Raw genomic sequence first — 16,626 nt, 5'->3', positions numbered from 1 at the left:
ATGTCTGCAGTAAAGAACGTAATCAAAGACAACTACAACATGATGCTTCTCAAAGATTATCTTCGTGCCGCAATTAAAGAGGCAGGCTTTTCACATGCAGAGATATCAAAAACCCCAACAGGAACTAGAGTTGCACTGCATGTAACAAGACCAGGTATTGTAATTGGAAGAAAAGGTTCAGGTATCAGAGACCTTACAGAAAAATTAGCAACAGACTTTGAGTTAAAAAATCCACAAATTTCAGTTGTAGAAATAGAAAAGCCAGAATTATCACCAAGTGTCATGTGTAACAGAATGGCCTCACATATAGAAAGAGGTACAGCATTTAGACGTGCCACCATGTGGACATTAAAACAGATAATGGAAAATGGTGCAATGGGAGTACAAATTACAATATCAGGTAAATTAAGAGGGGATCGTTCTGCATTTGAAAAACACACTGCAGGTATTTTGCCACGAGCAGGTCACCATGCAGAGGTAATTGTTGATGAAGACATTGCACATGTACAAACAGCAATGGGATTAATCGGAATCAGGATAAGAATTGCAAGAAAAGAAAAATTTGTACCTGAATTTGAGATAAAAACTGAAAAACAAAAGAAAGCAAAACAAGTTCAAGATCAAACAACAGGAAAAATGAGAGACGAAACTGAAGCTGAAAGAAAGGCAAGAACAGAATCAGAACAAATTGCACTAGAAGAAGAAAAAATGAAAGAACTAGATACACTAGAAGAAGAGGAGGCCAAACTCAAATGACAAGATTAAGCATGAAAACAATACGACAGCTAAATGAAAAAGATCTTAGAAGCAAGATTCAAGAATCAAGAAGCGAGCTTGCAAAACTCAAAGTTGACGCATCAAAAGGCACACTACGAAAAGAGAGCGGAAAGTTAAAGCCAATACGACATGACATTGCAAGAATGTTAACAAGAATAAACGAGATGAAAAAAGAGAAATGATAACGGCTGAAAATATTTACTCACATGAGTTTATCGGAATGAACGCTGAGATTGTACAATCAAGCAATCCTCAGATTATAGGATTAAATGGAAGAATCAACAATGAAACAAAATCAATGTTTACAATAAGCACAAACAAAGTAGTAAAGTCAATTCCAAAGGCACAAAGTCATTGGAAGTTTACCTTGGAAAACAAAGATACAGTAATAGTAGATGGTACAAAAATTGCAAAAAGACCATTTGATAGAATAGGAGCAAAAGCATGACGTTAAATATAGGATTAAGTGTAAAGGAACCACAAAGAGAATGCCAAGACAAGAACTGTCCATTTCATGGAAACTTGTCCATACGAGGAAAGCTTTTTGATGGAAAGGTAACAGGAAACAAGGCAAAACAAACCATCACATTACAAAAAGAGGCCCCAGTTTACTTTAGCAAGTTTAAGAGATACGCAAGAGGAAAAAGTACCATTCATGCACATGTTCCAGGTTGCATTGATGTAGAACTAGGAGACCATGTTTTGACTGCAGAGTGCAGACCTATCTCAAAGTCAGTTTCATATGTAGTAGTGGAGGTTAGGAAATAATGGCAAAACAAGCAGGTAAAGGGGTAGAAGAATTCCGTCCTTATGTAACAAGATCAATTCCAGTTGGTGCCGAGATTGTTTGTGCAGACAATTCAGGTGCAAAGATACTAGAAGTAATTAATGTCCCACGACACAAGACAAGAGTTTCAAGACTTCCAGCAGCAGCAGTAGGTGACTTTTGTAACGTTGTGGTAAAAAAAGGTCCTGCCGAACTTAGAAAACAAGTTTATGGTGCGGTAATTGTTAGACAAAAGTATGCAGTTCGTAGATTAAACGGTGTAAGAGTTTGTTTTGAGGATAATGCAGCAGTTCTAATCACTCCAGAAGGAGAAACAAAAGGAACAGACATTAAAGGACCAGTTGCAGCAGAAGCTTCGGAAAAATGGCCAAGAGTAGCTAACTTGGCATCAATGGTGGTGTGAGAAAAGATGAAACCAACTAAAATGCGCAACAGTATGATTTATCGTGCAACAATGCAAACCAGAAGCAAACAGCTTGGAAGTGCATTGTCAAAAGATCTTCGTAAAAAATATGGAAAGAGAAGTGTGAGGGTAGTCGAAGGGGACAATGTTACAATACTTAGAGGAGAATTCAAAGGCGTAGATGGAAAAGTTGCCAAAATATCTACAGAAAAAAGCAGTGTTGCAATTGAAGGAGTAAAAAAAGAGAAAACAAAAGGCGATAAATTTGATGTTTACATTCATTCATCAAATCTTGTTGTTACATCACTTAATACAGAAGATAAGAGAAGAGTCGCAAAACTTGAAGGTCGTCAAGACAAATCAAGCCAGCAATCCCAAACACAGCAGCAAACTAAAGAAACAAAAGCAACAGAAGAAAAATCAGAAAAAAAGGAAGATGAGAATTAATGGTAAGCATTTCAGGAAGTAAAAAACTCAAGCGTCAAATGGCCCCACAGTTCTGGGGAATCACCAGAAAAGACAAGAGATTTGTAATCACAGTAAGACCAGGTCCTCATAATAAACACTATTCAGTTCCAACAGCAGTATTTCTCAGAGACACACTAAAAATTGTCACAAGCCTCAGAGAAGCAAAAGCTGCCATATATTCAGGCAGGGTAAAAATTGACGGAGTTGTAAGAAAATCACTTCACCACGCAATTGGATTGATGGATGTAGTAGAGTTGGAAAACACAACAGACATCTACAGAATGGTTCCGTCAGAAGGAAAGATACTAAGGCCAGTAAAGATCAACGATGGAGAAAAAACAAAAAAGATTGCAAGAGTGACAAGTAAGACTACCATCAATAAAGGAAGAACCCAGATAGGATTCCATGATGGACGCTCAATTATTTCAGATGAGGCAGTAAGTGTAGGAGACACATGTCTAATACAAGTACCAGAACAAAAAATTCTTCAAGTAATCAAGTTAGATGCAGGATGTCAAGGATTAGTAACACGTGGAATTAACGCAGGTCAAATAGGAAAAGTAGAAGCAGTAGAAGATGGAACATTCATTCTTCAAAAAAGAGTCATACTTGCATTAGGAGACAGAAAGATTGAGATTCCGGCAGACATCATCATGGCAGTAGGCAAAGAGGAGCCAATAATTCAATTAAAGTGATTAGATTATGTCCCAAACAACAGAATCTCCAATGAGAAAAATATCACTAGAAAAAGTAGTTCTTAACATGGGAGTTGGAAAATCAGGCGACATTATAGAAGTGTCCAAAAAAGCACTTGATCAAATTTCAGGTAAAAGATCATGTGCACGAGAAGCAAAAGAGACACAAAGAGATTGGGGTGTAAGAAAAGGAGAGCCAATAGGAGTTGCGGTTACAATTAGAGGTGAAGATGCAAGAGTGTTACTTAAGAGACTTTTAGAAGCAAAGGGCAATACAGTAAATGGTAAATCTTTTGATAACTTTGGAAATTATTCTTTTGGAATAAGAGAACACATAGACATTCCAGGTGTGAAATACGACCCACAGATTGGAATTTTAGGTTTGGGAATTTCGGTGACACTAACAAGACCAGGTTTTGGAATTAGAAGAAGAAGTAAACACAAAGCCAGTGTTGGAAAATCACATATCATCACAAGTCAAGAAGCAAAGGATTATCTAGTAAAAGAGTTTGGAGTGACGGTAGTATAATGGCAAAAGATAGATCCTATGAATTTACAGGAAGAAAAAAACATGATTTTGGAAGAGGATCAAGATGGTGTAAGAGATGCGGGGATTACACTGCAGTTATTCAAAAATATGATTTAATGTTATGTAGACGATGCTTCAGAGAAGTAGCAACATCTTTAGGATTTAGGAAAAATAGGTGATAAAAGAAGATGCCATCAACTAATATTTTAGCAAACTTGTTTGTAACCCTCTACAATAATGAGACAAGAAGAAAAAGAGAATGCGTAATTCTTCCTACATCAAAACTAGGTATAGAAGTACTCAAAACTCTTCAAAAAGACGGATACATTGGAGAGTTTGAGCACATTGACGATAAGCGAGGAGGTAAATTCAAAATCAAATTAATGGCAAAGATAACAAAATGTGGTGCGATATCTCCAAGGTTCAAAGTAAAAAATGATGAGTACAACAACTGGGAACAACAATACCTACCAGCATACAACAGAGGAATGCTATTAGTTACAACAAATCAAGGAGTCATGTCTCATCACGATGCAGCACAAAAAGGAATAGGGGGATTTTTGATAGGATATGTCTACTAGTCAGTTGGAAAAACTAAAAGATGAAGTAATAATTCCTGAAGGAGTAACTGTAACAAAAACAAAACACATGTTATCTTTTGTTGGCCCATTAGGAAAGACATTCAAAAGTTTCAGAAGCATTCCAGTAGACATTGAAATTGTAGAAAACAAAGTTACTCTAAAAGCTCAAGGAGAGAGAAAAAGAGATTATGCGATATTACACACTGCAAGATCAATAATCAGAAACATTTGCGAAGGTCTTGTTGAAGGATACACAATTAAAATGAAAGTAGTCTTTGCTCACTTTCCAATTACGGTCAAAGTAGAAGGAAAAAAAATTCTAATTGAAAACTTTCAGGGAGAGCGTGCACCAAGAGAAACAAAGATTGTTGGAAACACCAAAGTTGTTCCAAAAGGAGAAGATGTTATTTTGACAGGCGAGGTGTGGACAGATATTACACAGACTGCTGCAAACATAGAGTTAAAGACAAAAGTAAAGAACAAAGATCACAGAGTATTCTTAGATGGCATCTACGTCTTTGAAAAGAAGAAAGGCCTAGAAAAGTAAAACTAGTTTTTTTAAATGACTCTTGATGCTGAGTTTGCAAAGCAAACAACGGATTTAATCACACAAACTTTAGAGCTTTACAAAACTGCAGGTGCATCACCAAGAGTCGGAGAAACCTGGGATTGTGCAAATGTAGGTGATTTTTTGTGTGGTTTTTTTGTGGGGGAGATGGTAGGCTCTGCACTTAGTGCTTTTCAAATTGTCCACAAAAGGGAACCAACAGCAGAAGAGCACATGGAAATAGTAGAGCTGGTTGAGAGTTATTCCAAAGAGATCAAAGAATTTTTCAATAAATTCAACTAGTCTAAAAGACCCAAAAAACACATTTTCAGTCATGATTTGTGCTAAAACAGGTTAGTAAGGATTAAATCACTTTTATCTAGGTACAAACTTGTTGCCGCCCTAGCTCAGCGTGGTAGAGCATCCGACTGTTAATCGGACGGTCGTCAGTTCAAGTCTGATGGGCGGCGCTTTTTATTTCTAAACTCGAATTTAGAAATATTGATCGCTTAACAGTAATTTGTGTACTCTATTAGACAAAACAGATCTAATAGAAGATCGCATATCACTAATAGTGCAGGAGGTTTACATTGGCCAGAACTAGAAGAGCCAACAGATATTGTGTAGACTGTGGTGCTAGACTGGTCTACTATCCACGATTATCAAATCCAAAGGCGCCAAATGAACACAGAGTACTAGTATATGCATGTCCAGATTGTACAGACGACTTTGAGAAACCAAAGATGTTCTCTATTAGACGCAATCAAGTTGAAGATCCATTAGAGACGGTAGAAATAGAAATTACACAGTTACAGAAAAAAATAGCTGTAAAACATAGTTAGATCATGTCATATCCAGAAAAACCACGAAGCAGTGCATGGTATTTGCTTCCAATTTTGGCGGGGATGATAGGCGGAGTAATTGCATTTTTGATAATTCGTAAAGACGATCCGCGAAAAGCAAGAAATTGTTTGTATATTGGTCTTATAATGATGGCAATAGGCATTATTTTCAATATCGTGATTGCATCATCAGTACCAGGCATTGATCCTGGATTTAATGTCAATGTTTAGTGTGTGCAAGATTTCCCATAGCTTTCTTACGTCAAACTCATATATTTCTAATTTCGAATTTAGAAACATTCTATATTTAGTGTCTTTTTGCCGAATTGAATCATATAGAACATCAACAAAAGTTTGAAAAGAATGAGTCAGTCAAGAATGAGAGACAATGTTGAAAGATGGTTGATTCATGAAGGATTGTCTTTTGAAGAAGTAAAAAGCAAAGAAAATTTGTTTCAAATTCTGATAAAACATGCAGGACAGTCCGGAATTCCAATCGAAGTATTCGAACCAAGTGCACAACCAGGAATAATTGTTATCGGTGCAAAGGTAGTGATGAAAAATAATCAAATTGCAAGATATTTGGGATTTAATGAAGATGAAAAGGAGCAATTTGAGAAAAAAGTATCAGATTATTGTTACTCTATTCAGGCAATAAGCAAGATAATCACAGAAGACGGGAAACAAAAAGTTGGAGTTTATGTAGTATTAGATGATAAAGAAAACATCAATCAGCAAACAGTATTTGATGCAATGGACAAAGTCTCAGAGATGTATGATAAAACATCAAGATTTTTGATGAAGACATTTTAAAAGATCTGAATATACGCCAAAATGATTTAAAATTTTGAGGGGTTTAGCTTCTAGGCACAATTCAAAAAGATCAGACATGTCTAGATGAGACATCGGGCTGGTTTGGGGGTTGGCCTGACAATATAGGCATGAATGTTAAACCCCCCCTGAAAACACCTCAAATCAATAAATTGGCATTGTGCCTAAGTATGCCAAATTTACAAGGGGGTTTAGCTTCTAGGCACAAATTGAATAATTGTTATAATTTTTCAATTATTGGGGTTGGCAAACAAAAATTCTATTTTTAGAGTCTTTGATGAACCATATTCTCAGATTACGTCTTGTTGTAAAGGACATTTGTTCATTTGAACGGGAATTTAGTTTCAAAAGCCCCCTGGTACAGATACAAAGTATGTTTAATTCAAGTAGATCTTAACGTATTAGTGAATTTCTACATATTTTATCATAAGTTCATTCAAAATACAGAGTCAGTATCAACTATATACCAAAAAATGATGATATTTTTGTGGCAAGGATAGGTATTTTGCTAGTTATAGGAGTAATCCTACCAATAATTGCAGTTTCCATGTATTTGATTATAGAAAATGACGTGAACATAATCAGGGTAACCAGTAGCGATGCAGTCACAATAGGTCCTGTAGAATATACCGTTGCTTTTGATGAAACACACAATGGTGACAAGGATACAATGCCTGAAAACACGTTTTTGCAGGTAAAAATTACTGCAAAAAACATCAGTAACTCAGAAACTGTCATTTCTGGCGGTCAGTTTTACATCATAAAAGACAATAAAAGATACAATGCAGTATATGGAGAATTCTCACCAAAGGACCTAGGAAGAGAGTTGTTAGCACCTGGAAAGGCATTAGAAAAGACCACACAGTTCGACATTGCCTTTGATGAACAAGAAACTTACGAGGTAATCATAAAACCACTAAAAGAGCATCCAACTAGAGATACTGCAATAGTATGCATAACAAACTGTTGATTTTCGTTGCTTGAATTACAATATTTCTAAATTCGAAATTAGAAATATTGGAAATTGTTACTCTTGCATCTTTAGTTCTGGAAGCACAAAGACTTTGCCAGGTTTTATCTTGAGGATGATTCTCTTCTCATCATCACGTTTGAATGGATAGTGGTCTCTTCCCATGTACTGTTTTGTTAGCCTATCTGCATGCTTGTAGTCATAGTCTGGAATAATCTCTTCGACTTTGCCTCGAATTGTGGTCATGTCAAGTGGGTTGTCTTTTGATACAACTGACACTGCCACGCGTGGGTCTCGAAGAATGTTTTTGTGCTTGATTCTGCCTTCAGCAGTGTTTATCATTATGTAATCATCCTCATAATTTGCCCATACAGGCGACACTTGAGGCGAGCCATCCTTCATTACAGTTGCAATAAAGACCAAATTTTTTGCTCCAAACAGATCAATTGCCTTTTGTTCCATAATTACACCAAATTGCGCAAATTTTGCTTATAATTCATGCCTCCAGATTGTATCTAGATTCTCAATTTTTGTCAAAATCTCAATTGCGGTCTGGTTGTCTCTTTGTTGCATTGCAACTGAGAATTCATAGCCCAGTCTTATTGCCTCTGGGCTCAAATCTTTGATGTTTTTCAGGTCTGCGCCCTCTGCGAATTCTTTCTCCTATGGCACAGGTCTTCCAGTTGTCAGATAAATCCTGGTGTTTTTGCTCTAGCGTCTGCTTGGTAAGCTCCCTCCAATGGATCAACTCCATTTTTTTGAGCAATTGTTCGGTTTTTTGAGTATAGAATACTCTGAACATTGCTCTACATCACCCCATGTGATATTTTAGCATTGCATCAAACTGTCAGTTTTTTGTCATTTTCTGTCGAGTGTTACCACTTTTTTGAGCTCGCGGTGCAGAAGCAGTTGATGTCGTTGTTGTCGCTGCTGTTTTGGATTTTTCCATAATTCGAGTCATGGCCCTGTTGACTATTTCCATGAGTACATACTGTGAGTACAACGGGTCGGATTTTTGCTTTGATTTTAGAGTTGCCTTTGGAGCAATGGTGTCTAAAACGTCTTCGAGCTTTTTTGATGTGTTTTTTATCGCAGAAGAATATTTTGTGTCAAAATCTTCGGGGACATTATATCCAAGCAATTTGGTTGATGTGCTATAGTATTTTGTGACGGCGCCTCGTGTCTCTTCTATCTTTGCAATCTCAATCAGACCTGCTTCCTTTAGTATGTCCAAGTGATGCCTTACAGTGGTCAATGCTTTTACGTGTCCAGATTTTTTCAGGTGTTGACAAATTTGTGCAGCAGTTAACAATTTTTTGTACAGCAACTGAACTATCTTTATCCGCGCAGGATCATCCATTGCACGCGCTTGTTCAATACTTGTCGTAACGGTACGATTTACCATTACGGGTTTTTCTAACAGTGTTGACATGCTGTTGTATGATTCTGATGAAAGCTAAAAGTTAACAGCATCATATTTTTTGGCCAAACAGATCAATTTTTTTAATGTAGGTAATTGCTGTACAGTTTTTGTTATACCACTATCAAAATTATGATAGTGTATCAAATTATTTGGTAGTACATTGATTATCTTGATAATATATTGATAAATATTGTTTTGATATAATCTACATTGTATTGCATCAACAAAATCAATAGCAATATCAAGAATGTAAAAAATCACCAAAAATCACAAGCTGTAAAGCTTTTGTGTCAAAAAGGGGCAAAATACCGGCAAATGAATATCCCCTGAAAAGGCGATTCGAGTTGAGAGGACTGGTTTAGGCTTGACTGTCAGTCAACATTGGTTTGATGAATAGGAAAGTGTCTTTCCAGTCATCTTTTCGTATGCTGTAACATAACGCATAGTCATCTTTTCAATTATCTCCTGAGGAATTGTTGGTGCTACTGGATCTTCTCCTGCGTCTCTTGCATCATCAAACTTTTTTTGGTATCCGTTTGCAGTAAGCCAGTCTCGTAGTATTTGTTTGTCAAAGGATTCTTGAATATCCCCAATCTTGTATGTGTCCTTTGACCATAGACGGTATTCATCGGGTCCGATGGAGTCGCCCAAGGTTATTTTGCCATCCAGTATTCCAAACTCTAGTTTTAGATCGGCCAAGATGAATCCTGCATCATCTGCAATGTCGGACATTTTTTTGTAAATGTCAAGTGAGGTTTTTTCTAGCCAGTTGTATTGCTCTTCAGTTACAAGATTCATTTCTAAAGCTTTTTGTTTGTCAATTGGAATGTCGTGCTCGGATTTTGTCGTAGGATCAAAGATAGGTTGTGGAAGCTTTGCAGCCAAAGTTGTGTCTGTGTTTTCAGGCAAAGTGATTTCATTTTTTTCCCATCTCTTTGCAAGGCTTCCATAAAAGTATCCTCTAACAACGCATTCAATTGGAAGCATCTGCATTTTTTTGACAACTATTTCATTGTCTGAATTTGTTTTTATGAAGTGATTTGGTACATCCAGTTCATCAAACCAAAACTCTGCAAACTTGCAAAGTACTTGCCCTTTTTTTGGAATATCTTCAGCAAACTTTACATCATAAGCAGACACTCTGTCTGAGAATCTGAAAAGCATGGTGTCATCATTGTTTTCTGGATCATATAGATCCTTTACCTTGCCTGAACCAATAAACTTCAATGGTTTTTTTAAGAATATTCGGAATTTAATCATTTTTTATTATATTATGGGTTCAAATTCAGGCAGGAGTACAACGTGTACGGGGATATAGTTAGTGGCGATAATTTCGTACCCACGTGGAATTTTTTTTACACAAAAAGCCTCTCTTCCATTGGAAATCTTTACTGATTCCTTAAAACTAATCAAAATGAAATGTTATATCGACATCTCTACTAGTTACACTCTGTCCGTAGATATCGAATGTGGTAATTGTGGAAAGATAATAAAAACCATGAAACTACTCAGATCATTAAAAGACACAATGGGAAGTTTTTCTAACAGGTGTCCTTTGTGTGGAAAGTCACTTTCTGTTGCAGATTTTTCAATAGATGTTGAAAAACTATAGAATTATTCTAATTCTTCAAAGGAGTTGTTGTAGCAGTTTGGGTTTGATTTGAGTTGTTCCTCTACAAGTTTTTTTGAAAAGTTGTGCTGCTCTATCATGTGTTTTGGAATGTTATTGCACTTTTTTTTACATGTCCTGCACTTGTATTTCATGTCTTATTTTCATCCTTGCGACGATACTATAGAAACCAGTAGAGTCTCTTTTACACGGTTTTGCTCAAAGTTTTCAACCCTAAATCTGGAATTATACAGTTTATTCAGTTTTGTCAGACAAGTATCATAATTAATCACGGTGGATAAAAGAATTTCTTGTGAATACATAACATCTAAACTACATCAACATGCTTAAGTCTACATAAAATCTGATCAAGTGTATGATAGATGTAAAAGATTTGAGAGTGTGCACTGATTGTGGAACTGTATACTATGAAAATTTTTCAAGGGGAGTATGTCCTAATTGCCACACCAATAACTATGAACAGGTGTCTGCAGATAGCGGTGTTGGAAATTTAGACAGATGAGCATCATTTGAAAAATTTGACGGACTAAAAAACGCTGAGATCATCAGAACAAAAATGGATTAAAACAACATGAATATTTTTTTTTGATGTCTTTGAGATTAAGCTTGTCATCATCTTTATCTATCTTGTACGCTACTTAGTGTATGCAAGCATACATTCTCGTCAATTGCAATACGGGTAGTGAAAATAGTCTTATTTTAGAGTTTAAGGAATTATCTGAGATAACAGAAATAAATGGAGTCTGGGGCAAACATGACGTCATTTTAAAGATTGAAACATATGACACTCAAAGAGTTGACGAGGTTGTCAAAAGACTAAGAAACCATCCGGACGTTACTGATACATACACGATACATGTGTTGTATGGCCAAGGCGGAAGCATTGACCAAGAAACAGACGGTAGATAATGATTTAATGATTAAAAAATTTTTCCGGGTTCACATTTGACAATAGAGCAAAATCAATCGTGTGCATGTGGATTAGCAGAATCAGATTCCATCTGTACAAAAGTTCCAGCTTCCTTTTCATGAAATTCCTGATTAGATTGATCAACCTTGATTGCCTGTGGAGGACAAACAGAAACGCATGCCATGCACCAGATACAGTCATGCTCTCTGATTGGATCTGCCTTGTCAGTTAAATCCTTGCGTTCATCCTTGATATCACTTCCAGTACCATCAAAAGTTTGACCAACAACATCTTTTGCTGGGATGTCTTTTTCTGTTCTATACCACTGGAATACCTGTACTGGACAGGCCTCAATGCATGCGCCGTCTGCAACACAAGAGTCCCAGTCAACTGCAATCATTGTACCACTAATCCCTAAAGGAACCTGTTCTTCTCCTCTGGTCGCATATGCTTTCTTCACATCTTCGTTTTTGGATGCTTCGGCATCTGCTCTACCAGGACCCCACATAAAGTGAAAGTGCTCTCCATCTGAATGGTTAATCTTTCCAATTGGTTTTAGGCCTTCAGGAAAGTTTTCTGCTATTGGCATGATTAACTGATGCCGGCTTTGTATTTAATCTCGCTTAAAGTTAGTTGACACTAACATTCATTCTAATTCTAGAGAATGAGAATAATAAAGATTCAGATGTATTGTCATGTTTAAGTACAATGGTAACGTAGTATAACTACGCTCTTAGAGGAATAAAATATAGTAAAAAATTCTTTTGTAGATTCAAAAATAATTTGGGATAATAATAATGGTAATTAAAAAAAATAATCAGAAAAGGAATGGACTCACTTCTCTTGTCTGTGATCATGACCAAAAAGGATTGGTTACAGATGAGGAAAGAGGAGAGATAATTTGCGGCCCTTGCGGTCAGGTATTGACTGAAGGAACTGTCAGATCGGATTCCAAACCAACACATAACTTGGATGGATTTTTGAGCAACTCTCAGACGGGTCCTAAATCATCATTGACAATCTATGACAAGGGACTAAACACGAACATAGGTGCAAGAAATATTGACTTTGCTGGAAGACGCATATCATCTAAGACCATTTCAAAATTCAAAAGTATGAGAGTGTGGGATAGTCGCAGCAAGTCAAAGGCGTCTGGACGTAACTTGATATCGGCACTTGTGTTACTAGACGGGGTCAAACAAAAACTTGGATTATCAAGTGCAATTACAGAACACATTGCATTTACCTATAGAAAGGCAGCTTCTTTGGGATTGATCAGAGGACGAGGCACGGCTGAAATAATGGCCGCATCAGTGTATGTCGCATGCAGAGAAAATGGAATTCCATGGTCCCTTGATGAGGTAGCAAATACCCTAAACATTACAAAAAAGAGGCTATCAAGCTGCTACAGGATCCTAATTGATCATCTTGATATCAAACCAGAACTTGCAAATCCATTGGATTGTCTTTCCAAGTTTTGCAGCGTGTTGGAAGTAAAAGAGAAGACAAAGAGATATGCATTTGACATCTTAAAGCAGGCAAACTCAAAACGCATCTTGTCTGGCTCAAAACCAGCCGTAGTCTGCGCAGGTGCATTGTATATCGCATGCATTGCCAACAATGAGAACATTCCGCAGACTAGAATTGCAGAAAAGACTCGAGTGTCATCGCCGTCAATCAGAAAGGCACTTTTTGTCTTAAACAAGGCCCTGTCTGTCGTGTAAAGAAATCTGCAGGAAACATAACAATATCCATAATGGCAAAATACTAGCTTGAATGCCAAACAAACTGTGCAGCTTGCATCAGTTAACAATGAATACATTATTTGCCTAAAGATAGGGCAAGCGATTCCCAAAAATCAACATGTAAGCTTTATTACAAAAAAACGACCAAGTATAGAGATGAGTTTTGAAAGAAGATAAAAAATTGCCACAAGATACAGTGTTTCAGTCAAGTGGTGACTTGGTTGATGTCATGAAAAACAGCTTTGAATTTTGGCACAAAAATTACATTGATGCCCCACTAAACTATACGCTAGTTTGGAAAAAAGCACTAGAGTCCAATTCTGAGATTCTAAAACAGATTGAAAAGGCATGGAGAAACACCATAAAACAAAATACTGAAATTCAGATGGAGCAGTTCTTGGATTATTGGTCGCAAGCAATACGAAAATCTAATTTTGAATTGGCAAAAAAACCAATACAGCAATGGCAAGAGTTTTGGGAAAATACAACTGATGAACAGTTCAAGATTTATGCCAAAGTCTTGAAAATGTTAGAGTCATATTGGAAGGACATACAAAACAAAAGCATCGAATAGACAAGAATTCTAAACCTGCAAGTATCTATCAGATAAATTGGATAATATGATACCTGAAATTGCCCAAGATGGGGGGGTTGCTTTAATCTGTTGTCCATAAATTCTCGTTGATTGCAGGTTTTTTCAATGTCCAAAAAACATATTTGTTTTTTTCTGAGATTCATGTGGTATTTTCTGCATATGATGCAGTTAACGGCTTTAAATATTAAAACCAGTTATTATTCCTATGAACCAAAACATCACGCTAAGAAAGGAAAAACTCTACTGTAAATACTGCAAGGAAAACCCAATAATTGAAATTCCAAGCAATGTTGATTTGTCATCTCCTTCAAGTGAAGTTTTTGTTAGAAATCTTAAATGCACCATCTGTCATACAATTGGGGATGTCAGGCGATAAAAAAATAACATGTATTCTTGTTTGTAATCGCATTTTACAATGACTTTGTTGTTTTATACAAACTTCAGTCTTTTTATGACAAATTCCATCCCACCTTTTGTCCATAAACTACAGTTTGAGAGATTATGAGTTAATCTGCGATATTCGTTTATTGATACTTGTATCTATAAACATGGTAAATTTTATCTCGTTTATTTGAATAATGCTGTAATGGACAATCCAACTCATCCGTCATGTCTGAGAAAAATTCTTGCATGTACGGGTCTAGTCTGTCGTATGTGTCTTGTCCCACTATGATCTGGTTTGGTTTTGCCAAATTTTGGATCTTTGATGCCATATTCATGGTGGGTCCAAGCAGATCAACGAATGCCTTTTTCTCATCAGCACCGTACCGGACTACCACATTACTCCCAAAATCAATACCAATCTTTATGCTAATCTCTGACAACCCCATTTTTTCAATCAATATAGGGTTGATTCCTTGTTTTACCACATTTACCATGGACTCTGCGCAAGCTACCGTCTCATACGCTGCCGGTATTTGGTCTGTCTTGTCTTCTACAAAATATCCTATTACCGCATCGCCTACAAATTTTAGGACATATCCATGAAACTGTTCAATCACGTACGACATTTCCTGAGAAAACGAGCTAATGATTGTCGATAGTTTGTCAGGTGGCAACCTCATGCTCATTTTTGTAGAGCCTACAATATCCACATAAAGTACTGCCATGTTTATCTGCCCAAACACATTTTTTCTCAGGAATTTTTCAGACGAATCAATCACTCTAGTGTATTGATATCCGTTTTCCAATGCTTTGTGTACTCTGTTTTGGACACTTTTTATCAGTGTGGCAGGATCAATTGTTTTATCTGAGTTCTTGCTCAGAAGGATGTCTAGTATATTGGGATTTTGCTCTTTGTCGGGTTTGAAACTCATTGATTTTGTAACGCATGACTAGTATATACGCCATAATTCTCTTTTTTGAAATTTGGTTTTCAATTAATGCTGAAAAATCCCATTAAGCAAAATGGATAGCCAAGATAGCATCAGTTTCGTGACTGTCCCAGAATGACATTTCCTCCAATGTCTGAATACACATATGCAACAATTTTCATCCATGGATAGTCTGGATCATACAGTCTGTAAAATCCTGCATCGTGAAATGTAATGTCCATTGACTGACCGGGTAGGATTTCCCCAGTTGAAATTCTGCCATCAGCTACAACCTGCTGATGACGATCAGAATTTTGTATTCCGCTTAGAATACTATGTGACACCACATCATTATTTGTGATGGTAATTGTTGTTCCAGGCTCAACAGAGACTTTATCTTGTGAGAAATGTCTGAATTGTAATGAATTTACAGAACCGGTGGCAGAACCAATACCTTGAGTGGATGAACCTTTTGTAATCTCGATAACGGGTTTTTTATTTTGACTGTTTTCTGAAAGATTGAATTTTACAAGATCATCAAGTTTTGCAGTATAGATAATTTTGTAAGTATCATCAGATGTTATTCTTCCAGTAAATCCGTAAATTGAGCCATTTTGACTTTCTTCAATTTGTCTTCCAAAAAAGCTGATAGCAGCTTCGTTGTTATCCCCTTGTACAATCCCGTTGATTCGAATGTATTTGCCTTCACGAAGCATTGTTGCCTTTAATTCGGTAATTAGGAAACTTTCATCATTTAATGTAATAAACCCTGTTTCAATTGTAGACATGATATTGCTACCACTTTGCCCACGAGTGTACAATGAAAGATTAGTTTCTGAGTTTTTAATTGCGTCGTGTGTTACTGCGTAACCTGTTCCTTCCAAAAGAAATGCATTGTTTAAAGAAATTTCTCCATATGAATCAGCAAAATTAAAACCTAGAAAAACTATCAACAAAGATAACAACGTAACAGTTACAGCATTATAATTTTTCACAGAATTTTGTCCTTTTGCATCTGAATTTATGCGCATTCTCATTTCTAACGCATCATCAACCTGGATTTCGCAGAAATTCCAATGATGCTGATTATTGCAACAGTAAGGATCATTACAGACATTATCCCAAATTCTGGAATTTCTTCAATCTGACTGGGTTCGCCATGAGGTCCTGTAAATGGAGGATCTGCCCCGATTCCTTGGAGCGTTATCTTGATGCTTACCTTGTCATCACTAAGCAACGCATGGGTTCGGTGGTCCCCAATGCCCATCTGCTGGTTAACCATGAAGTCTTCCAAGACAACCTGGCCATTTTGGGTTGCTATGATGTCATAGTTGATATCATTCACCTCTCCTCCGTCCTTGTCAGTAAACCTGATGTTGACTGTCATCCGCTCCTTCTCTACAGGCTCTGTAGCTGCAAGAAATATCCAAATTGAGCCGTCAGATGAGACTGTCTGGGTCTTTATCATAGAGCCTGAACGATCAGTGTCCTTACTAGATGGGTTTTTCTGGATTATTATTTCTTCAGCAAATACGTTAGCGTCAAGTCCAGTTACTACAAATGCTGAGATCATCAGAACA

31 protein-coding genes and 1 tRNA gene are annotated in these 16,626 nt (G+C 36.8%); 23 read left to right on the top strand and 9 right to left on the bottom strand.

Going from position 1 to position 16,626, the window contains the following annotated elements; all coding sequences use genetic code 11:
• The 17 genes from ACOQN3_RS04765 to ACOQN3_RS04685 all read left to right on the top strand — a co-directional run bounded on the left by ACOQN3_RS04765 (position 1) and on the right by ACOQN3_RS04685 (position 7,430).
• Positions 1 to 756 (top strand): 30S ribosomal protein S3, encoded by a 756-nt coding sequence (locus tag ACOQN3_RS04765; RefSeq protein ID WP_420545339.1) that lies wholly within the window; start codon positions 1 to 3, stop codon positions 754 to 756.
• Positions 753 to 959 (top strand): 50S ribosomal protein L29, encoded by a 207-nt coding sequence (gene rpmC, locus ACOQN3_RS04760; protein WP_420545338.1) that lies wholly within the window; start codon positions 753 to 755, stop codon positions 957 to 959. The genes ACOQN3_RS04765 and rpmC overlap by 4 nt, the downstream gene beginning before the upstream one ends.
• Positions 956 to 1,225, top strand: a complete 270-nt coding sequence (locus tag ACOQN3_RS04755; protein WP_420545337.1) for a ribonuclease P protein component 1 — start codon at positions 956 to 958, stop codon at positions 1,223 to 1,225. The genes rpmC and ACOQN3_RS04755 overlap by 4 nt, the downstream gene beginning before the upstream one ends.
• A complete protein-coding gene (locus ACOQN3_RS04750) occupies positions 1,222 to 1,545 on the top strand; it encodes a 30S ribosomal protein S17 (RefSeq protein WP_420545336.1) in 324 nt (107 codons plus the stop codon). Before ACOQN3_RS04755 ends, ACOQN3_RS04750 begins: the two co-directional genes overlap by 4 nt.
• Positions 1,545 to 1,967 carry a 50S ribosomal protein L14 gene (locus ACOQN3_RS04745; protein ID WP_299292338.1) on the top strand — a complete coding sequence of 141 codons (423 nt, stop codon included), beginning with the start codon at positions 1,545 to 1,547 and terminating at the stop codon, positions 1,965 to 1,967. The genes ACOQN3_RS04750 and ACOQN3_RS04745 overlap by 1 nt, the downstream gene beginning before the upstream one ends.
• Positions 1,968 to 1,973: 6 nt before the next feature.
• Positions 1,974 to 2,414: a 50S ribosomal protein L24 gene (gene rplX, locus ACOQN3_RS04740; RefSeq protein ID WP_420545335.1), complete on the top strand. Its 441-nt coding sequence runs from the start codon at positions 1,974 to 1,976 to the stop codon at positions 2,412 to 2,414.
• Positions 2,414 to 3,130 (top strand): 30S ribosomal protein S4e, encoded by a 717-nt coding sequence (locus ACOQN3_RS04735; protein WP_420545334.1) that lies wholly within the window; start codon positions 2,414 to 2,416, stop codon positions 3,128 to 3,130. Before rplX ends, ACOQN3_RS04735 begins: the two co-directional genes overlap by 1 nt.
• Before the next feature lie 7 nt (positions 3,131 to 3,137).
• A complete protein-coding gene (locus tag ACOQN3_RS04730; RefSeq protein WP_420545333.1) occupies positions 3,138 to 3,659 on the top strand; it encodes a 50S ribosomal protein L5 in 522 nt (173 codons plus the stop codon).
• Positions 3,659 to 3,838 (top strand): 30S ribosomal protein S14, encoded by a 180-nt coding sequence (locus ACOQN3_RS04725; protein WP_014963151.1) that lies wholly within the window; start codon positions 3,659 to 3,661, stop codon positions 3,836 to 3,838. Before ACOQN3_RS04730 ends, ACOQN3_RS04725 begins: the two co-directional genes overlap by 1 nt.
• 9 nt (positions 3,839 to 3,847) lie before the next feature.
• Positions 3,848 to 4,240, top strand: coding sequence for a 30S ribosomal protein S8 (locus ACOQN3_RS04720; protein ID WP_420545332.1), 393 nt, complete (start codon positions 3,848 to 3,850; stop codon positions 4,238 to 4,240).
• Positions 4,230 to 4,787 (top strand): 50S ribosomal protein L6, encoded by a 558-nt coding sequence (locus tag ACOQN3_RS04715; RefSeq protein WP_420545331.1) that lies wholly within the window; start codon positions 4,230 to 4,232, stop codon positions 4,785 to 4,787. Before ACOQN3_RS04720 ends, ACOQN3_RS04715 begins: the two co-directional genes overlap by 11 nt.
• 15 nt (positions 4,788 to 4,802) lie before the next feature.
• On the top strand, positions 4,803 to 5,090 hold the full coding sequence (locus ACOQN3_RS04710) for a hypothetical protein (protein ID WP_420545330.1): 288 nt from the start codon (positions 4,803 to 4,805) through the stop codon (positions 5,088 to 5,090).
• Positions 5,091 to 5,183: 93 nt separating this feature from the next.
• Positions 5,184 to 5,257, top strand: a tRNA-Asn gene (locus tag ACOQN3_RS04705).
• A gap of 120 nt (positions 5,258 to 5,377) precedes the next feature.
• Positions 5,378 to 5,629: a hypothetical protein gene (locus tag ACOQN3_RS04700; protein ID WP_420544488.1), complete on the top strand. Its 252-nt coding sequence runs from the start codon at positions 5,378 to 5,380 to the stop codon at positions 5,627 to 5,629.
• A 3-nt stretch (positions 5,630 to 5,632) separates the two neighbouring features.
• Positions 5,633 to 5,860 (top strand): hypothetical protein, encoded by a 228-nt coding sequence (locus tag ACOQN3_RS04695; RefSeq protein ID WP_420545329.1) that lies wholly within the window; start codon positions 5,633 to 5,635, stop codon positions 5,858 to 5,860.
• Positions 5,861 to 5,992: 132 nt separating this feature from the next.
• Positions 5,993 to 6,442 carry a DUF2299 family protein gene (locus tag ACOQN3_RS04690; protein WP_420545328.1) on the top strand — a complete coding sequence of 150 codons (450 nt, stop codon included), beginning with the start codon at positions 5,993 to 5,995 and terminating at the stop codon, positions 6,440 to 6,442.
• Between the two features lie 505 nt (positions 6,443 to 6,947).
• Positions 6,948 to 7,430 carry a DUF4352 domain-containing protein gene (locus tag ACOQN3_RS04685; protein WP_420545327.1) on the top strand — a complete coding sequence of 161 codons (483 nt, stop codon included), beginning with the start codon at positions 6,948 to 6,950 and terminating at the stop codon, positions 7,428 to 7,430.
• 57 nt (positions 7,431 to 7,487) lie between these two features.
• Here the strand turns inward: ACOQN3_RS04685 and ACOQN3_RS04680 are convergent, their stop codons facing one another.
• The 4 genes from ACOQN3_RS04680 to purC all read right to left on the bottom strand — a co-directional run bounded on the left by ACOQN3_RS04680 (position 7,488) and on the right by purC (position 10,080).
• Complete coding sequence (locus ACOQN3_RS04680) at positions 7,488 to 7,892, bottom strand: PPOX class F420-dependent oxidoreductase (protein WP_420544492.1); 405 nt, start codon at positions 7,890 to 7,892, stop codon at positions 7,488 to 7,490.
• Between the two features lie 124 nt (positions 7,893 to 8,016).
• Positions 8,017 to 8,232, bottom strand: coding sequence for a hypothetical protein (locus tag ACOQN3_RS04675; protein ID WP_420545326.1), 216 nt, complete (start codon positions 8,230 to 8,232; stop codon positions 8,017 to 8,019).
• 45 nt (positions 8,233 to 8,277) lie between these two features.
• Positions 8,278 to 8,862, bottom strand: coding sequence for an ArsR/SmtB family transcription factor (locus ACOQN3_RS04670; protein ID WP_420544494.1), 585 nt, complete (start codon positions 8,860 to 8,862; stop codon positions 8,278 to 8,280).
• A 366-nt stretch (positions 8,863 to 9,228) separates the two neighbouring features.
• Positions 9,229 to 10,080, bottom strand: a complete 852-nt coding sequence (gene purC, locus ACOQN3_RS04665) for a phosphoribosylaminoimidazolesuccinocarboxamide synthase (protein WP_420545325.1) — start codon at positions 10,078 to 10,080, stop codon at positions 9,229 to 9,231.
• A 94-nt stretch (positions 10,081 to 10,174) separates the two neighbouring features.
• On the opposite strand from purC, the gene ACOQN3_RS04660 reads away from it, so the two are divergent.
• A complete protein-coding gene (locus ACOQN3_RS04660; protein ID WP_420545324.1) occupies positions 10,175 to 10,465 on the top strand; it encodes a hypothetical protein in 291 nt (96 codons plus the stop codon).
• Positions 10,466 to 10,467: 2 nt separating this feature from the next.
• Here ACOQN3_RS04660 and ACOQN3_RS04655 read toward each other — a convergent pair whose 3' ends face one another.
• The gene (locus ACOQN3_RS04655) at positions 10,468 to 10,617 is read right to left on the bottom strand and encodes a hypothetical protein (protein WP_420545323.1); all 150 of its coding nucleotides are present in this window, start codon (positions 10,615 to 10,617) and stop codon (positions 10,468 to 10,470) included.
• Positions 10,618 to 10,838: 221 nt separating this feature from the next.
• Between ACOQN3_RS04655 and ACOQN3_RS04650 the strand changes: the two genes are divergently transcribed.
• Together ACOQN3_RS04650 and ACOQN3_RS04645 are read left to right on the top strand one after the other, a co-directional pair.
• Positions 10,839 to 10,985, top strand: a complete 147-nt coding sequence (locus ACOQN3_RS04650) for a hypothetical protein (protein ID WP_420545322.1) — start codon at positions 10,839 to 10,841, stop codon at positions 10,983 to 10,985.
• Between the two features lie 143 nt (positions 10,986 to 11,128).
• Positions 11,129 to 11,392, top strand: coding sequence for an Lrp/AsnC ligand binding domain-containing protein (locus ACOQN3_RS04645; RefSeq protein WP_420545321.1), 264 nt, complete (start codon positions 11,129 to 11,131; stop codon positions 11,390 to 11,392).
• Positions 11,393 to 11,445: 53 nt separating this feature from the next.
• Here ACOQN3_RS04645 and ACOQN3_RS04640 read toward each other — a convergent pair whose 3' ends face one another.
• The gene (locus ACOQN3_RS04640; RefSeq protein WP_420545320.1) at positions 11,446 to 11,982 is read right to left on the bottom strand and encodes a 4Fe-4S dicluster domain-containing protein; all 537 of its coding nucleotides are present in this window, start codon (positions 11,980 to 11,982) and stop codon (positions 11,446 to 11,448) included.
• A 208-nt stretch (positions 11,983 to 12,190) separates the two neighbouring features.
• Here ACOQN3_RS04640 and ACOQN3_RS04635 point away from each other — a divergent pair, with 208 nt between their 5' ends.
• The 3 genes from ACOQN3_RS04635 to ACOQN3_RS04625 all read left to right on the top strand — a co-directional run bounded on the left by ACOQN3_RS04635 (position 12,191) and on the right by ACOQN3_RS04625 (position 14,109).
• The gene (locus ACOQN3_RS04635; protein ID WP_420545319.1) at positions 12,191 to 13,117 is read left to right on the top strand and encodes a transcription initiation factor IIB; all 927 of its coding nucleotides are present in this window, start codon (positions 12,191 to 12,193) and stop codon (positions 13,115 to 13,117) included.
• Between the two features lie 184 nt (positions 13,118 to 13,301).
• The gene (locus ACOQN3_RS04630; protein WP_420545318.1) at positions 13,302 to 13,712 is read left to right on the top strand and encodes a hypothetical protein; all 411 of its coding nucleotides are present in this window, start codon (positions 13,302 to 13,304) and stop codon (positions 13,710 to 13,712) included.
• Positions 13,713 to 13,938: 226 nt separating this feature from the next.
• On the top strand, positions 13,939 to 14,109 hold the full coding sequence (locus tag ACOQN3_RS04625) for a hypothetical protein (protein ID WP_420545317.1): 171 nt from the start codon (positions 13,939 to 13,941) through the stop codon (positions 14,107 to 14,109).
• A gap of 148 nt (positions 14,110 to 14,257) precedes the next feature.
• On the opposite strand, the gene ACOQN3_RS04620 is transcribed toward ACOQN3_RS04625, so the two are convergent.
• From ACOQN3_RS04620 to ACOQN3_RS04610, 3 genes are all read right to left on the bottom strand, one after another.
• A complete protein-coding gene (locus ACOQN3_RS04620; protein WP_420545316.1) occupies positions 14,258 to 15,049 on the bottom strand; it encodes an adenylate/guanylate cyclase domain-containing protein in 792 nt (263 codons plus the stop codon).
• A gap of 110 nt (positions 15,050 to 15,159) precedes the next feature.
• Positions 15,160 to 16,083, bottom strand: a complete 924-nt coding sequence (locus tag ACOQN3_RS04615) for a cupredoxin domain-containing protein (RefSeq protein ID WP_420545315.1) — start codon at positions 16,081 to 16,083, stop codon at positions 15,160 to 15,162.
• 2 nt (positions 16,084 to 16,085) lie between these two features.
• Positions 16,086 to 16,619, bottom strand: coding sequence for a PEFG-CTERM sorting domain-containing protein (locus tag ACOQN3_RS04610; RefSeq protein WP_420545314.1), 534 nt, complete (start codon positions 16,617 to 16,619; stop codon positions 16,086 to 16,088).
• Between the last annotated feature and the right edge of the window lie 7 nt (positions 16,620 to 16,626).

This window comes from Candidatus Nitrosopumilus sp., assembly GCF_965223225.1.
GTDB lineage: Archaea > Thermoproteota > Nitrososphaeria > Nitrososphaerales > Nitrosopumilaceae > Nitrosopumilus.
This window is presented reverse-complemented; position numbering and strand designations above follow the sequence as displayed.

What these genes read in the sequence shown, in the direction of transcription:
- ACOQN3_RS04765 (WP_420545339.1), top strand. Translation starts at nt 1, where the DNA reads ATGTCTGCAGTAAAGAACGTAATCAAAGACAACTACAACATGATGCTT.
- rpmC (WP_420545338.1), top strand. Translation starts at nt 753, where the DNA reads ATGACAAGATTAAGCATGAAAACAATACGACAGCTAAATGAAAAAGAT.
- ACOQN3_RS04755 (WP_420545337.1), top strand. Translation starts at nt 956, where the DNA reads ATGATAACGGCTGAAAATATTTACTCACATGAGTTTATCGGAATGAAC.
- ACOQN3_RS04750 (WP_420545336.1), top strand. Translation starts at nt 1,222, where the DNA reads ATGACGTTAAATATAGGATTAAGTGTAAAGGAACCACAAAGAGAATGC.
- ACOQN3_RS04745 (WP_299292338.1), top strand. Translation starts at nt 1,545, where the DNA reads ATGGCAAAACAAGCAGGTAAAGGGGTAGAAGAATTCCGTCCTTATGTA.
- rplX (WP_420545335.1), top strand. Translation starts at nt 1,974, where the DNA reads ATGAAACCAACTAAAATGCGCAACAGTATGATTTATCGTGCAACAATG.
- ACOQN3_RS04735 (WP_420545334.1), top strand. Translation starts at nt 2,414, where the DNA reads ATGGTAAGCATTTCAGGAAGTAAAAAACTCAAGCGTCAAATGGCCCCA.
- ACOQN3_RS04730 (WP_420545333.1), top strand. Translation starts at nt 3,138, where the DNA reads ATGTCCCAAACAACAGAATCTCCAATGAGAAAAATATCACTAGAAAAA.
- ACOQN3_RS04725 (WP_014963151.1), top strand. Translation starts at nt 3,659, where the DNA reads ATGGCAAAAGATAGATCCTATGAATTTACAGGAAGAAAAAAACATGAT.
- ACOQN3_RS04720 (WP_420545332.1), top strand. Translation starts at nt 3,848, where the DNA reads ATGCCATCAACTAATATTTTAGCAAACTTGTTTGTAACCCTCTACAAT.
- ACOQN3_RS04715 (WP_420545331.1), top strand. Translation starts at nt 4,230, where the DNA reads ATGTCTACTAGTCAGTTGGAAAAACTAAAAGATGAAGTAATAATTCCT.
- ACOQN3_RS04710 (WP_420545330.1), top strand. Translation starts at nt 4,803, where the DNA reads ATGACTCTTGATGCTGAGTTTGCAAAGCAAACAACGGATTTAATCACA.
- ACOQN3_RS04695 (WP_420545329.1), top strand. Translation starts at nt 5,633, where the DNA reads ATGTCATATCCAGAAAAACCACGAAGCAGTGCATGGTATTTGCTTCCA.
- ACOQN3_RS04690 (WP_420545328.1), top strand. Translation starts at nt 5,993, where the DNA reads ATGAGTCAGTCAAGAATGAGAGACAATGTTGAAAGATGGTTGATTCAT.
- ACOQN3_RS04680 (WP_420544492.1), bottom strand. Translation starts at nt 7,892, where the DNA reads ATGGAACAAAAGGCAATTGATCTGTTTGGAGCAAAAAATTTGGTCTTT.
- ACOQN3_RS04675 (WP_420545326.1), bottom strand. Translation starts at nt 8,232, where the DNA reads ATGTTCAGAGTATTCTATACTCAAAAAACCGAACAATTGCTCAAAAAA.
- ACOQN3_RS04670 (WP_420544494.1), bottom strand. Translation starts at nt 8,862, where the DNA reads ATGTCAACACTGTTAGAAAAACCCGTAATGGTAAATCGTACCGTTACG.
- ACOQN3_RS04655 (WP_420545323.1), bottom strand. Translation starts at nt 10,617, where the DNA reads ATGAAATACAAGTGCAGGACATGTAAAAAAAAGTGCAATAACATTCCA.
- ACOQN3_RS04650 (WP_420545322.1), top strand. Translation starts at nt 10,839, where the DNA reads ATGATAGATGTAAAAGATTTGAGAGTGTGCACTGATTGTGGAACTGTA.
- ACOQN3_RS04645 (WP_420545321.1), top strand. Translation starts at nt 11,129, where the DNA reads ATGCAAGCATACATTCTCGTCAATTGCAATACGGGTAGTGAAAATAGT.
- ACOQN3_RS04640 (WP_420545320.1), bottom strand. Translation starts at nt 11,982, where the DNA reads ATGCCAATAGCAGAAAACTTTCCTGAAGGCCTAAAACCAATTGGAAAG.
- ACOQN3_RS04635 (WP_420545319.1), top strand. Translation starts at nt 12,191, where the DNA reads ATGGTAATTAAAAAAAATAATCAGAAAAGGAATGGACTCACTTCTCTT.
- ACOQN3_RS04625 (WP_420545317.1), top strand. Translation starts at nt 13,939, where the DNA reads ATGAACCAAAACATCACGCTAAGAAAGGAAAAACTCTACTGTAAATAC.
- ACOQN3_RS04620 (WP_420545316.1), bottom strand. Translation starts at nt 15,049, where the DNA reads ATGAGTTTCAAACCCGACAAAGAGCAAAATCCCAATATACTAGACATC.
- ACOQN3_RS04615 (WP_420545315.1), bottom strand. Translation starts at nt 16,083, where the DNA reads ATGAGAATGCGCATAAATTCAGATGCAAAAGGACAAAATTCTGTGAAA.
- ACOQN3_RS04610 (WP_420545314.1), bottom strand. Translation starts at nt 16,619, where the DNA reads ATGATCTCAGCATTTGTAGTAACTGGACTTGACGCTAACGTATTTGCT.